Annotated in this window: 15 protein-coding genes; 9 read left to right on the forward strand and 6 right to left on the reverse strand. The window is 57.8% G+C overall.

The genetic code is table 11. The features are described from left to right. From F8I07_RS04485 to F8I07_RS04500, 4 genes are all read right to left on the reverse strand, one after another. Positions 1–460: patatin-like phospholipase family protein (locus F8I07_RS04485; protein ID WP_292656272.1), on the reverse strand; the 460-nt coding region annotated here is incomplete at its 3' end. Beyond that, positions 460–1,608 carry a CCA tRNA nucleotidyltransferase gene (locus F8I07_RS04490; protein ID WP_292656275.1) on the reverse strand — a complete coding sequence of 383 codons (1,149 nt, stop codon included), beginning with the start codon at positions 1,606–1,608 and terminating at the stop codon, positions 460–462. The genes F8I07_RS04490 and F8I07_RS04485, both read right to left, overlap by 1 nt. 134 nt (positions 1,609–1,742) lie before the next feature. Next, positions 1,743–2,810 carry a 3-isopropylmalate dehydrogenase gene (leuB, locus tag F8I07_RS04495; protein WP_292656362.1) on the reverse strand — a complete coding sequence of 356 codons (1,068 nt, stop codon included), beginning with the start codon at positions 2,808–2,810 and terminating at the stop codon, positions 1,743–1,745. Further along, positions 2,810–3,310: a 3-isopropylmalate dehydratase small subunit gene (locus tag F8I07_RS04500; RefSeq protein ID WP_292656278.1), complete on the reverse strand. Its 501-nt coding sequence runs from the start codon at positions 3,308–3,310 to the stop codon at positions 2,810–2,812. The genes leuB and F8I07_RS04500 overlap by 1 nt, the downstream gene beginning before the upstream one ends. Positions 3,311–3,443: 133 nt before the next feature. On the opposite strand from F8I07_RS04500, the gene mltG reads away from it, so the two are divergent. The 9 genes from mltG (at position 3,444) to F8I07_RS04545 (ending at position 12,001) form a co-directional block, all read left to right on the forward strand. Then, positions 3,444–4,676, forward strand: coding sequence for an endolytic transglycosylase MltG (gene mltG / locus F8I07_RS04505; RefSeq protein WP_292656281.1), 1,233 nt, complete (start codon positions 3,444–3,446; stop codon positions 4,674–4,676). Then, positions 4,673–5,890, forward strand: coding sequence for a tryptophan synthase subunit beta (gene trpB, locus F8I07_RS04510; protein WP_292656285.1), 1,218 nt, complete (start codon positions 4,673–4,675; stop codon positions 5,888–5,890). The genes mltG and trpB overlap by 4 nt, the downstream gene beginning before the upstream one ends. Positions 5,891–5,940: 50 nt before the next feature. After that, positions 5,941–6,279: a four helix bundle protein gene (locus F8I07_RS04515; RefSeq protein WP_292656288.1), complete on the forward strand. Its 339-nt coding sequence runs from the start codon at positions 5,941–5,943 to the stop codon at positions 6,277–6,279. Positions 6,280–6,388: 109 nt separating this feature from the next. Beyond that, positions 6,389–7,873, forward strand: a complete 1,485-nt coding sequence (locus F8I07_RS04520) for a leucyl aminopeptidase (protein WP_292656291.1) — start codon at positions 6,389–6,391, stop codon at positions 7,871–7,873. 252 nt (positions 7,874–8,125) lie between these two features. Then, the gene (locus F8I07_RS04525) at positions 8,126–8,335 is read left to right on the forward strand and encodes a DUF4492 domain-containing protein (protein ID WP_292656293.1); all 210 of its coding nucleotides are present in this window, start codon (positions 8,126–8,128) and stop codon (positions 8,333–8,335) included. After that, positions 8,335–9,867: a cytochrome ubiquinol oxidase subunit I gene (locus tag F8I07_RS04530; RefSeq protein ID WP_292656296.1), complete on the forward strand. Its 1,533-nt coding sequence runs from the start codon at positions 8,335–8,337 to the stop codon at positions 9,865–9,867. Before F8I07_RS04525 ends, F8I07_RS04530 begins: the two co-directional genes overlap by 1 nt. A 1-nt stretch (position 9,868) precedes the next feature. Next, complete coding sequence (cydB, locus tag F8I07_RS04535; protein WP_292656299.1) at positions 9,869–10,999, forward strand: cytochrome d ubiquinol oxidase subunit II; 1,131 nt, start codon at positions 9,869–9,871, stop codon at positions 10,997–10,999. A 13-nt stretch (positions 11,000–11,012) separates the two neighbouring features. Next, a complete protein-coding gene (locus F8I07_RS04540; RefSeq protein WP_292656302.1) occupies positions 11,013–11,204 on the forward strand; it encodes a hypothetical protein in 192 nt (63 codons plus the stop codon). Positions 11,205–11,302: 98 nt separating this feature from the next. Further along, positions 11,303–12,001 (forward strand): ElyC/SanA/YdcF family protein, encoded by a 699-nt coding sequence (locus F8I07_RS04545; RefSeq protein WP_292656306.1) that lies wholly within the window; start codon positions 11,303–11,305, stop codon positions 11,999–12,001. 18 nt (positions 12,002–12,019) lie between these two features. Here the strand turns inward: F8I07_RS04545 and F8I07_RS04550 are convergent, their stop codons facing one another. Together F8I07_RS04550 and F8I07_RS04555 are read right to left on the reverse strand one after the other, a co-directional pair. Next, complete coding sequence (locus F8I07_RS04550) at positions 12,020–13,444, reverse strand: FAD-dependent oxidoreductase (protein WP_292656307.1); 1,425 nt, start codon at positions 13,442–13,444, stop codon at positions 12,020–12,022. Beyond that, a complete protein-coding gene (locus tag F8I07_RS04555) occupies positions 13,441–14,139 on the reverse strand; it encodes a phosphoglycolate phosphatase (RefSeq protein ID WP_292656308.1) in 699 nt (232 codons plus the stop codon). The genes F8I07_RS04550 and F8I07_RS04555 overlap by 4 nt, the downstream gene beginning before the upstream one ends. Positions 14,140–14,262 lie beyond the last annotated feature (123 nt).

Consider the following 14,262-nt stretch of genomic DNA (forward strand, 5'->3'; position numbering starts at 1 on the left):
CGCTGAAGCCGCCGTCGATATACCAGTTTTCACCGATCTGACGGGGATGGAAAAGCGGTGTCAATGACGAAGAAGCCAGGACATTGGCGACAGGATCCCCGCTGTTCAGGTATCGGCTCCGGGCACTTTGCAGATCCGTCACGCAACTGTAACAGGGAATCTGCAGATCCCGATACTTCAGAGGTCCCAGCGCTTCGCGCAGCCGCACCCCCACTCCTTCCAGACTGAAAATCCCCGGTCCCCGCCCCAGACGAAAGATCTGCCGTCTCTTGAGCGAATGAAGAAATTTTTCGATCTGAGCGCTCTTCCACCCCGCCGCAATCAGCAGAGCGATCATCGACCCGGCACTGCTACCCGAAACCGCTCCGATCTTGACCCCCTGCTCTTCCAGAAAGCGCAATGCTCCGATCTGAGCCGCCGCCCGCAGCGCCCCACCGCTGAGACAGAATCCTATCTTCATCATTCTTCCTCCAATCGGGCCAGTTTTTCCAAACGTCGCCGCTCCAGCTCCTCTCCGAGGGCTTTCCCTTCGTAACCAAGCTGCTTCAATTCTTCGGGTGTCACACCGATCTCGAAAGGACTCTCCCAGACACCGATCTGCCGGGCCAGGGTGCGAACCTCGGGATAGCAGGCCAGCGGTGACTCCTTCACCCCGTGTTTTTTCGCCAGATCAGCCACGAAAGCGGAAGTGATTCGATCGGGAAGTCGGGGGAGATTTTCCAGAAGGCGCCGATAGCGTCTTGGGGCGTCGATCGCCTCCAGGATCCGCGCCGCACTTACCCGGCTGTGCTGCAGGTAGATCGTCAGGAAGCAGTAAGGACGCAGCGTTTCGGGCGCTCCGGAAGAATACCGGGCCATCTCCCGGGCGGCACGGAAAAAAGAGCCATACTCCAGCCCCTCTCCCCAGAGTCGCCTGGAGACTCCCATGCTCTCCATTGCGTAGAGTCCATAGTGGAGCCACTCCCCACCGAAGAGCTTTTCGAACTCCCCGAACATTCGGCTGCCCGGCAGATCATCCAGAGGGATCGTTCGACAGAGCCGGCAGGTCGTCTCCTCGATCCGAAAGCCCAAACGGGCCGCAAACTGCATCCCCCGCAACACCCGCAGGGAATCTTCGATGAACGTTGCCGGATCGACCGCCCGCAGGCGCCTGACGGCCAGATCTTCCAGCCCACCCCAGTAATCGAGGATCTTTCCCTCCCGCAGATCGTACATCATCGCGTTGACGGTAAAATCCCGCCGTCGCGTCGCCTCCCGCTCGTCGGTGGCCGGCTCCACGGCAAATCCCCGATGTCCCGGAGCCACTTTCCGCTCCCTGCGCGGCAGGGCGATGTCCAGATCCCCGTATTTGTAGACATAGAAACTCTTGCCCACTCCCTGGGCCCCCAGCCGCTCCATCGCCTCGGCGAAGCGTTCCGGATCCAAACCATAAATCTCCAGATCCACATCGGTAATTGGACGCTCCAGGAGCCGATCCCTCACCGCTCCCCCGACGATACGGCACCGTGCTCCGTAACGGTTTTCCAAAAAGCTGCTGACGTGGGAGATCTGTTGCCTGATGGAAGTGGGGAAAGGTGTGAGAAAGTCGGGAAACTGAAGTGAAGTCATAGAGAGAACTATAACAAAAAAGAAGAATCCGGTTCCAAAGAACCGGGCAGTTGTATAAAGCGTGGGTTTGCCAAGCCACGAAAATACAGATTGGTACCATGGGCGTGGGATGGCAATCCCACGCTACAAATATCTTACTTGGAGGCGAAATCGGCGATGATGCTTCCCATCTCGGCAGTACCCACCACCTCTTTGGCGTCAAAGGCGGCGATGTCGCCGGTGCGGTAGCCTTCGGCCAGGGCTTTTTTGATGGCGTTGTCGATCCGGTCGGCGGCTTTCTCCTCTCCCAGAGCGTAGCGGAGCATCATGCTCGCACTGGCGATGGTGGCAATGGGGTTGGCGATCCCCTGACCGGCGATATCGGGAGCCGAACCGTGGATCGGTTCGAAGAGTCCCACTCCTTCACCGGTACTCGCACTGGGGAGCAGGCCGATGGAGCCGCTGAGCATACTGGCCGCATCGGAGAGGATGTCGCCGAAAATGTTGCCCGTCAGGATCACGTCGAACTGTTTGGGATCCCGGATCAGCTGCATGGCGGCGTTGTCCACATACATATGGCTCAATTCCACTTCGGGATACTCTTTGTGAATCTCCTCCACGATCTCCCGCCAGAACTGGCTGACTTCCAGGACATTGGCCTTGTCCACCGAACAGACCCGTTTGTCACGTTTCATGGCGATCTCGAAGGCGACCCGGGCGATCCGTTCCACTTCGGGGCGGGTGTAGACCATGGTGTTGTAGGCTTTCTCCTCGCCGTACTCCCTCGGCTGGCCGAAGTAGATCCCGCCGGTGAGTTCTCTGACCACCATGATATCAACCCCTCTGACCACTTCGGGCTTGAGCGTCGAGGCGTTGACCAACTCGTCGTAGACGGTAGCGGGACGGAGGTTGGCAAAGGTTCCCATGGCTTTACGCAGCCCCAGCAGACCGCTCTCGGGACGCAGATGGCGCTCCAGGGTATCCCATTTGGGACCGCCGATAGCACCGAAGAGCACCGCATCGACTTTGCGAACCCCCTGGATCGTCTCTTCGGGCAGAGGCACACCGGTAGCGTCGATCGCTGCGCCCCCCAGGAGAAACTCCTCGTAGTCGAGGTTGAAACCCTCGGCCACACTGACCGCGTCGAGGACCTTGATCGCCTCGTCCACGATCTCCGGACCGATACCGTCGCCTTTGATCACTCCGATCTTGTAATTGCGCATCATGCCTGCTCCTTCTGGGCTGCCAACTCTTTTTTGGCATATTGGATCAATCCGCCGGCATCGACCAACTCCTGCATAAACTCGGGAATGGGATTGAATTTGTAGCTCTTGCCGGTGGTTTCGTCGATCACTTCGCCCTTCTCCATATCGATGCGGACGATGTCCCCTTCGTTGATCTCATTCGCTTCGGGGAGTTCGAAGATCGGCAGTCCCATATTGAAGGCGTTGCGGTAGAAGATCCGGGCGAAGGTCGGGGCGATCACCGCGGCGATTCCGGCGGCTTTGAGGGCGATGGGGGCGTGTTCTCGGCTCGAACCGCAGCCGAAATTCTCCCCGGCGATGATGATATCGCCGGGCTCCATTTTGCTCACGAATTCGGGATCGGCATCCTCCATCACATGTTTGGCCAGCTCTGAGGGCTCACTGGTGTTAAGATAGCGGGCGGCAATGATCAAGTCAGTATCGACATTGTCGCCGAATTTCCAGGCTTTTCCTCTCACATTCTATCCTTTGTACCGGGGGGATTTCCCCGAAAATTTCCGCGATTATAGCCTAAATCATCTCCCAGGCATCTAAAGTCCCACAGATAGAAATGGGATATAATCAGTGCAAAAACCATAGTTTGGGAGCCCAATGGCGGGAAAAAAGAAGAGACTTTTACTGCTGATTATTCTGCTGTCAATACCGATCGCACTCTTCTACTACCACGCCCGCCACCCCCGATCCATCGCACCGAAACCCCCGATATCGTCCCGATTCGTCCCAACAGAAACTCCATCTACACCTCCTCCCGTTTCGACCCCGAAACCGGGTTCCGAAAGATCCGGGACAGCTTCGACCTCGACCGCTTCGCCCACCCTCAATCCTGCCAAACTGCGGGATCTTAACCGCAAAGAGGCCCTTCCAAGGCTCATCTATATTTCTTCCGGGGAGCGTAGTGAACTCTTCGCCTCGCTCAAACGCCAGGGACTCCCGCTCTGGTTCTCGGACCGCTTTCTGCTCCCTGCCGAAATCCGACCGGGATGGATCCGTCTGGAGAAACCGATCTCGCTCAAGGAGTTCTTCTCGAAGATCAACGATTTTCCGAGGGAGAAGACTCGCCGGGTCGTCATGTACAGCGGCGACAGTCTGGACGATTTCATCCGGCAATTTTCCCGGCAGGCCCGACTCGATCCTCGGGATCTTTTCGAAGAGTATTTCCGCTTCAGTCCCTATGTGGACGGCGGCATCCTGGCCGGATACTACCGCCTCCCCTACCGCCTGAGCCCCGGACCGGCCATGGCTTATCTGACCGAAGAGAGCGAAAAGCGCTTTCGGCAGATCTCCCGCCGCTATCTGGACCGCTACGATCCGGCGGAGTTTCGCCGCTACCTCATCATCGCCTCCATCATCCAGCGGGAGAGCTGGCACCCCGAAGAGATGCCGCTGATCTCCGCCGTCATTCACAATCGTCTAGCCAAAAATATGAAACTCCAGCTCGACGCCACCCTCAATTACGGCCCTTGGTCCCACAAACGGATAACACCCCAACGGATCAGAACCGACAAAAGCCGCTTCAACACCTACCGCTACCGGGGACTTCCCCCTGCGCCGCTGGGGAGCGTCACACCGGCAGCACTGGAAGCGGCTTTCCATCCGGCGAAAAGCGAAGCGCTCTACTTCGTCAAAGGCCCCAACGGCCGTCATATCTTCAGCAGAACCTATGCCGAGCACCAAGCGGTCATCGCCCGATTGCACCGCCCCGCCGCTCCACACAAACCCGAACACAATGTCACTCGACCTTCTATCAAAACCGAACCGCAGATTAGCTATAATCCCTCCAAAACCATTCTCAGTACCAAATCGGAGACAAACACAACGCCATGAGTCAGACCCACGATTTCTATATCCCCACCCCTTCACCCTACGATCCTGACGAGATCGGCCACTTCGGCATCTTCGGCGGGCGCTACGTTCCCGAGACCCTGATGCCGGTCCTCGAGGCCCTCAAAAAAGATTATGAAGCCGTCCGCTTCGATCCCGAATTCTGGAAAGAGGTGGACTACTACTACAAAAACTACGTCGGCCGTCCCAGTGCCCTCTATTTCGCCGAAAACCTCTCCAAAGAGACCGGGGCGAAAATCTACCTCAAGCGCGAAGACCTCAACCATACCGGCGCCCACAAGATCAACCACACCGTCGCCCAGGCGATCCTGGCCAAGCGGCTGGGCAAAAAGAAGATCATCGCCGAGACCGGCGCAGGACAGCACGGCGTCGCCACCGCCACTGTGGCGGCACTCTTCGGCCTGGAGTGCGAGATCTTCATGGGGGCCAAGGATGTGGCGAGACAAGAGCTCAACGTCTTTCGGATGAAGCTACTCGGCGCCAAGGTCCACGCCGTCCAGAGCGGCTCCAAGACCCTCAAAGACGCCATGAACGACGCCATCCGCCACTGGGTCACCCACGCCCGGGACACCTTCTACGTCATCGGCACCGTCGCCGGCCCCCACCCCTATCCGATGATGATCCGGGATATCCAGAGCATCATCGGCTGGGAAGCCAAACGGCAAATCAAGCAGGCCGAAGGGCGCCTGCCCGATCACGTCATCGCCTGCATTGGCGGCGGGTCGAATGCCATCGGGATCTTCAACCACTTTCTCACCGAAGAGGGGGTCGAATGCACCGGCATCGAAGCGGGAGGCCTGGGGCTGGACTCCAAGCACGGCGCCAGCCTGGCCAAAGGCTCCCCGGGCGTGCTCCACGGCCAGATGAGCTATCTGCTCCAGGACGAGGACGGCCAGATCCTCGAAGCCCACTCCATCAGCGCAGGCCTCGACTACCCCGGTATCGGCCCCGAGCACGCCTACCTCAAAGAGCTGGGCAAAGTCCGCTACGACCACATCACCGACACCGAAGCCCTGGATGCCTTCGTCTGGCTCAGCCAGAAAGAGGGGATCATCCCCGCCTTCGAGAGCTCCCATGCCGTGGCCTACCTCAGGAAAATGAAACCCGAAGAGCTGGCGGGCAAGCTGATCCTCATCAACCTCTCCGGACGGGGGGACAAGGATATGATCCAAGCCAAAGAACTTTTGGAGTTTTGAACGAGAAACTAGTAACAAGTAACTAGTAACTAGAAAGTGAAAGGTTGAAGTTGCTTTGTGAAAAATTGGATGTTTGGAAACGTTCTGCAGCGTTATCATCCGAACTTTATATTTACTTTCGAGATTTTAAAGACTACGGTTTCAAAGATCAGATCACCAGAGCGGGGCTCTCCATACCCAGCAATATCGCCGAAGGAGTGGAACGTGCCACGGATAAAGAGACTATCCGTTTTCTCAATATCTCTCAGGGCTCTTGTGCTGAGCTCAAGACCCAGATCTACATCGGAATGAAAATCGATTATATTGATCGTGAAACCGGTAGAAAGTGGATCAGCGAATTAGAAGAAATCCACAAAATGATAGGTGGCTTGAAAAAAGCACAAAAGTAGAAACAAGCGACAAGTAACTTGTTACTAGATAGTTAAGCTGTTACATCCACAGCCAAACGACCCTCTAGTTTCTAGTTACTTGTTACTAGTTACTCAAAAAAGGATTCAAATGAAGACAATAAAGTTTTATGAAAAACTGTTAAACGAAATCGACGCCGACATCGAGATCGTCATCGTCGTCAACAAAAACTTCGATCAGCGCTTCTGCGATGAAGAGAAAGAACTGCTCCAGGAAGCCGGTTTCCAGGGAGAGCAGGACGAGACCTGCCTCCTGGCCGAGAAGCGCAAGCTTTTCGTCGGGGCCGACTCCATCAAGAGCGGCGATATCCGCTCCGCCGCCGCCAACGCCGTACGGGCTCTGGAGGGCAAAGGGTACAAGATCGCCAAGATTGGCAGCTACATGAGCCACCCCACCTGCACGGCAACCCTGCGGGCCCAGGCCGAGGGGCTGCTGCTGGGAGGGTACCGTTTCGATCGCTACAAAAGCAAAAAGAGCGACAAACACCTCCACAAGGTCCGCATCTCCCTGGAGGAGTACAACGGCTACGCACTGGACATTCCCGCCGCCCAGCGAGCGATCGAAAAAGGAATCGTCAGTGCCGAGGCGACCAACTTCGTCCGGGATATCGTCAACACCGCTCCCGACGACTGCTACCCGGAGACGATGGCCCAAATCGCTCAGGAACTGGCCGGGAAAGAGGCGCACCTGAACGTCGAGGTCCTGGATACCGAGGCGATGAAAAAGGAGGGGATGAACGCCCTGCTGGCCGTCGCCCGGGCCAGCCGTCACGAACCGCGGCTCATCCACCTGAGCTACGTTCCCAAGGAGAAGCCCGTCGCCGTCGTCAGCCTGGTGGGCAAGGGGCTCACCTACGACAGCGGTGGGCTCAGCCTCAAACCCGCTGACTATATGGTGACGATGAAGGCCGACAAAAGCGGCGGCTCCGCCGTGCTGGGAATCCTCAAGGCGGTCGCCGAACTCCATCTGCCCGTGGAGATCCACGGTTTCGTGGGCGCGGTGGAGAATATGATCGGAGGCGATGCCTACAAACCCGACGACGTGCTCAAAGCCAAAAACGGCAAGACCATCGAAGTACGAAACACCGACGCCGAAGGGCGCCTGGTCCTGGCTGACGTGCTCTGCTATGCCCAGGAGAAGGTCAAAGCCGACTACCTCTTCGACTTCGCTACCCTCACCGGTGCCTGTGTCGTCGGCGTGGGACAGTACACCAGCGGCGTCATGGGCTTCGCCGCCGAACCGACCAACCGTGTCCTCTACGCCGCCAATACACTGGCCGGCGAACTGGCCACGAAACTGGACTTCAACCGCTTCCTGCGCAAAACTCTCAAAAGTGAAATCGCCGACATCTGTAATATCTCCAACACCCGCTACGGTGGGGCGATCACCGCCGGAATGTTCCTGGGCGAATTCATCGACGAGGAACACAAAGAGAAGTGGGCCCACATCGACATCGCCGGCCCGGCCTTCGTGGAGCACCCCTGGGGAGAAAACCCTCACGGCGCCAGCGGCGCAGGGGTACGGATGATGATCCGGCTCCTCGAGAAACTCGCCCGGGGCGACGAACACAAATAGTTCCTGTGCCGGAATTTCTCTCCGGCAGCCGATTTTTCCACCTCTTCCTGTTTATCTTCGTTAAACTTCAATGCAAATTGTTTAATACCTGAATATTGTCCATTTTACGGCAAATCTACTCTATATCTTTTCTGCAGAATATACCCAAAACAGCCGGATATTATGACGAATTAAATAATTATTAGTGCTATTATTACGTCAATGCAGAACAGGTATAATGGATAGGAAGAGATCGGGAGAAAGGAGATGAGGATGATAGGAAGGATTTTCCGTTTCTATCGTGAAGGGTTTGCCTCGATGCGCCTGGGCAAAAAACTCTGGCTCATCGTCGCCATCAAACTCTTTGTCCTCTATGTGGTGATCAAGCTCCTCTTTTTCCCCGACGTTCTGCAGGAGAAGTTTAGCAACGACACCCAACGCAGCGATTTCGTCCTGCGACAACTCACCCAAGGAGCACGATAATGGGACACATCGACCCTTCACTCGTCGACTGGTCACGGGCCCAGTTCGCCCTGACGGCCCTGTATCACTGGATCTTCGTCCCCCTTACTTTGGGGCTGACCTTCATCGTCGCCATCATGGAGACCATCTACGTCAAAACCGGCGATGAGTGGTGGAAAAAGACCACCCGGTTCTGGATGGGCCTGCTGGCGATCAACTTCGCCATCGGCCTGGCCACGGGGATCATCATGGAGTTCGAGTTCGGGACCAACTGGTCCAACTACTCCTGGATCGTCGGAGACATCTTCGGCGCTCCCCTGGCCATCGAGGGGATCATGGCCTTTTTCATGGAGTCCACCTTCTTCGCCGTGATGTTCTTCGGATGGGACAAGGTGAGCAAACGCTTCCATCTGCTCTCCACCTGGCTAGTGGCCATCGGTTCGAACCTCTCGGCACTCTGGATACTGGTGGCCAACGGCTGGATGCAGCACCCGGTAGGGATGCGCTTCAACCCCGACACCGCCCGCAACGAGATGGTGAGCTTCTGGGATGTGCTCTTCAACCCCAACGCCTACACCAAATTCCTCCACACCATCAGCAGCGGCTACGTGCTGGCCTCCCTTTTTGTCATCGGGGTAAGCAGCTGGTATCTCCTGCGCAAGCGGGAGATCAAATTCGCCAAGCGCTCCATCGTCGTCGCCGCCAGCTTCGGGCTTTTGGTGTCGCTTTTCAACCTCACCACGGGTGACGACTCGGCCCGGCAGATCGCCGTCGACCAGCCGATGAAACTGGCAGCGATGGAGGGGCTCTACGAGGGGAAACCGGGCGCAGAGATCGTCGCTTTCGGGATCCTCAATCCCGACAAGAAACTCCGGGATTCCACCGATCCCTTCCTCTTCAAGGTAGCGATCCCTGACGGGCTCTCGCTGCTGAGCTATCACCGCCTCGATGCCTATATCCCCGGAATCCATCAGCTCGTAGACGGCAGCAAAGAGCACAAAATCCTCAGCGTCGCCGAAAAGATGCAGCGAGGCCGCAAGGCGGTCGAAGCCCTCGCCGCCTACAAAGCGGCCAAAAAAGCGGAGGACAAAGAAGCGATGAAACAGGCGCTCGCAAGCTTCCGGCACTACAGCGCCTATCTGGGCTACGGCTATCTCAAAAACCCCAAGCAGGCGGTCCCGCCGGTGGCCACCACCTTCTACGCCTTCCACACGATGGTGGGGCTGGGAACCTGGTTTATCCTGCTCTTTTTCCTGATCCTCTACGCCGCCATGACCGATCGGCTTCAGAAGCTGCGCTGGCTGCTCTGGGCCGGGGTGATCTCCCTGCCCCTGGGGTACGTGGCCCAGGAAGCCGGATGGATCACCGCCGAGGTGGGGCGCCAGCCCTGGGCGATCCAGGATATGTTGCCGGTGGGCATGGCCACCTCCAACCTCAGCACCTCGCCGGTCATGCTGACCTTCTGGCTCTTCGCCATCCTATTCACCGCGCTGCTCATCGCCGAGGTGAAGATCATGGCGACCCAGATCAAAATCGGACCCAAGGAGCACTGACATGTTTGAAAAACTCTCCTACCTCACCCTCCAGGAGTACTGGTGGTTTCTCATCGGATTGCTGGGCGCGCTCTTTGTCTTCATGACCTTCGTCCAGGGAGGGCAGACCCTGCTCTATCGCCTGGGCAAGACCGAGACCGAGCGGGATCTGATCGTCAACGCCCTGGGACGCAAGTGGGAGCTGACCTTCACCACCCTGGTGATGTTCGGCGGCGCGCTCTTTGCCGCGTTCCCCCTCTTCTACGCCGTCAGTTTCGGCGGAGCCTACTATGTTTGGATGGCGATTCTCTTTTGTTTCATCCTCCAGGCGGTGGCCTACGAATATCGCAAAAAACCGGGCAATCTCTATGGAGAACGCACCTATGAGATCTTCCTCTTCATCAACGGATCGCTGGGGATCATCCTCATCGGCATCGCCCTGGGGACCCTCTTTACCGGCGGGCATTTCGTCGTCAACGACAATCACCTCTCCCACTGGACACGCTCCAGCTACGGCCTGGAGGCGGTGCTCAACCCCTTCAACGTCGCCTTTGGGCTGATGCTCTTTTTCCTCGCCCGGATCCTGGCCGCGCTCTACCTCATCGACACCGTCGACGAAGCGGCGATCCTCACCCGGGCCCGCCGCGTCCTCAGGATCGAAACGGTCCTCTTTTTGCTTCTCTTTCTCTATGTGGCGGGAAGTATCGTAAGCATGAGTGGATACGGCTACGATCCTGGGACGCTGAAAGTCACCATCGAACCCCACAAGTTCCTCCACAACCTCGTCGCCATGCCCCTGGTCGCCGCCTCGCTGTTGCTGGGGGCAGTGCTCCTGCTCGTCGGCATCGGGATGGATCTGTTTGCCCGCAGTGACAAGGGGATCTGGCCCGCAGGGCTGGGGGTGATCCTGGTGGTCCTTTCGCTCTTTTTGATCCTGGGATACAACCACACCGTCTTCTACCCCTCTTTGGACGATCCGCAAAGTTCGCTGACGATCCAAAACGCCTCGGGAAGCCGCTATACCCTCGTGGCCATGTCCTACGTCTCGCTGATGGTCCCCCTCGTCCTGGGATACATCATAGCGGTCTGGCGGGCGATGAACCGTCACAAAATGACCCTTCAAGAGGTCGAAAACGACCCACACCACTATTAAAAAGGAGCACACAATGGACTATACCGACGCCATCATCTGGTACCTCTCCTGGCCGGTTTTGATCTATGTCGCCTATCGATTCGTCTGGCTCAATATCCGGCACCATGCCAGGATGGAGGAGCTGCAGCTACTCAAAGAGCGCGTCGGCGAAACCGGCCTGGATCAGGATCCACTGCTGAAAGAGAACCCCGACAAGAAAAAATAACATCCCCATTCAACTACGAAAACTCCGGATTCACTTCCGAATCCGGCGTGACAGGTTTGACGCTCTTTCGATAAACTTGCATTCAAAAAAGAGTCTCCATGGGGTTCTATCTCAAAAAACTGATCGCCTATCTCCTCGATCCCCTTTCCGTCGTTTTCATTCTCCTGCTTCTTGCGCTTTGGTTTCTCTATAGAAATCGGCGGAAAGCTGCTCTTTTCTTCCTGACGGGGGCCATGTTTCTGCTATTTCTTTTTAGCTATAGGCCCTTTAGCTACGCCTTGATGCACCCGCTTGAATCCCGATATCCCAAACTGACACATCCGCCCAAAAACATCCACACTATCGTCTTCCTCGGCGGAGACTTGCAACGCAGGGGGTGGGAAGTACTTCGATTGCATCAGATCCTGCCCGATGCCCAAATCGTCACGACCGGATACAAAGGGGATTCCTTAGAAAGCGAAGCACAGAAAAACAAACGGATCTTCGTCGAATCGGGCATCGCTCCCGAGCAAATCCTCCCCCTCGATCGTCCCAGAGACACCATCGAAGAGGCACAGTCGATCAAGGCGCTTTTGGGTACCGAACCCTTCATCCTCGTCACCGCCGCGTTTCATATGCCTCGAGCGATGATGATTTTCCGGCGTGTGGGACTCCGCCCGATTCCGGCGCCCGCCGATTTGCCCCAAAAGCGCAAACGGTTTTGGACGATCCCGCCCGGGATCAAGTACTTCGATCAAACCCGTAAGGCTTTTCATGAATACCTGGGAATTTTGTGGTTGAAGATTCGAGGCTATTGATCCATTCAGACAATATCATTACGTGCCCACGCAGCGATCCCCCATCATCGCGGGGTATCCTCGGCTTGCGGCGATCCGGCGGGCCCGCTCGGAAAGTTCCTCCTCCTTCACATCTCCAAGCTGCGGGATCTGCCAGAGCGTCGCTTCATCCCGGATTTCCGAAGATTCCCCTTGATCCAGATCCCGCAGAATCTCCCGGGCCATATCGGTGACTGAAGAGACTTTGACGATCTCACAGCGGGCATAGCCCGGCAGCGGAAACGCCACCTCGGCCACCCGCAGCGTGGGGTCCTCCCCCGGAATCTGCTGGGCTCCAAAGAGCGGCGGCCCGCCCACCGTCGCTTCAGAAAAATCGGGGAGGAAACGGGCCAGATGGGCGATAGCCCGCCGGGTGCGCGCATCTCGCTCCTCCTTCGGCCAGCCCCGCTCGATCTTTTCCAGAAAATGATCCGGCAATCGGGGCTGACTCGTTTGCGGAGCGCTTTCAACCAGTCCGTCGGGATAGAGGGTGATCTCCTGGGTCATCCCGTGCAGCTGCACGTAGCCCCCCGGATAGGGGGTGAACTGCCCCATCCCCCGGGGGGTCCCCCGCTCCCCGTGGAAGATCACTTCGGGCCAGAGAGTCTCCCGCTTGGCCCAATGGGAAGTATAGGCGGCTTTGAACTCCACCATCCGCCGCTCTTTCACTCCCAGCATCTCGTCGATCTCCCCGGTGCGAAACCCCGCGGCGTTGATGAGGTAGTCGCATTCGATCGCTCCGTCGAAAGCCCCTTCGCACTCCACCCGGAAGCCTGTACCCTCGCGGCGCACATCGACCACCTTCGTCTCCCGCCGGATTTTCACGTTGGGCATCGCTTCCAACGCCAGCCCCGCCCCGGCGGCCAGGCGGAAGAGATTGATCCCGTACTCCTGCACCAGAATCAGCGGATACTGCACCCGCTCGAGATCCAGATGGTGCGCCAGGGGAATCATCCACTCCCGGGCGTTTCGGGGGCGTTCCACCGCTTCACACCGCGCCAGGTTTTCGATCTCTTCGCGCTCAAAAAGGCGGAAATACCCCTCGGGTTCTCCCAGCACCTTCCGGCCGGGATCCTCGGCCACCATCCGGGCATAGGCCCCCCGTAGCAGCTCCAGCCGTCGCAGCAGTTGTTCGGGCTTGCCCGAATCTTCCGTCGGGACGGCGATCACCGTCGGACGACGATCGATGGCGAAGGGGTAGAGCCGGGCGAAATCGATCGACTGACGCAGAAGCTTCAGACACTGATCGTCGTCGATCTCCCGGTAGAGATTCCCCCCGGCATGTAGGTGGCAAAAAGGCGGCCCCGCCACCAGGGTGGGCTGCCGTTCGATCAGCGTCACCTCCCTGCCCAGCTTTCCCAGCAGCAGCGCCGCACTCACCCCGGCCACCCCGCCGCCGACGATGACAATCCGATCTCTCCTCATCGGTCCCGCTCCCCCTCGTCGCCTCCGAAAAAGCGCAAGATTTCTCCAAAACGCTCCACCACCGCATCGGCCCCCAGCTCCCGCACCGACCGGCCCGCGTCGTAGCCGTAGGCCACGGCGATGACGGGGATCCCCGCCGCCTGAGCCGCCAGGATATCGTTGGAGGAATCGCCGATCATCACCGCCCGCTCCGGTCGGCACCCCGACGCTTCGCAGCAGTGCAGCAGCGGCAGGGGATCGGGCTTTTTGCGGGGCAGGTCCTCCCCTCCCACCACCCGCTCGAAAAACGCATCGATCCCCAGATTTTCGAGGATCGGAGCCACGAACTGGGAAGGTTTGTTGGTGACGATCGCCATCCGGTAACCCCGCTCCCTGAGTATCCGAAGCGTCTCTCCGACCTCCGGATAAAGCCCCGTAGCGTCGTTGAGCACCGCCGCGTAACGCTCCAGAAAAAGCGCCTGCGCCCGGTCGAAAAGCTCTCTCTCGGGCTCCCGGTCGATCTCCCGTTTCCCCAGCAATCCCCGCTTCAGCAACATCGCCGCGCCGTTGCCGATCCAGGTACGGATCGTGGCTTCGTCGTAGGTGCGCAGATCCAGCTCCTCCAACGTGGCGTTGAGGGCTTTGGCCAGATCGGGAACGCTGTCGATCAAAGTACCGTCCAGATCGAACAGAAGCAATTCTCTGTCGTTAAACATCTCTATTCCTGACATTTTTTGGCAGATTTATAGCGAAAATCTCCTCCGGCAGCAAGCTTCTTCGCCGTTACACATAAGTTCCACAGAAGATCCGATATAATTTCTTATCATGAAAAATAAGGA

Origin of the sequence: Nitratifractor sp., assembly GCF_015487065.1 — a bacterium.
GTDB lineage: Bacteria > Campylobacterota > Campylobacteria > Campylobacterales > Sulfurovaceae > Nitratifractor.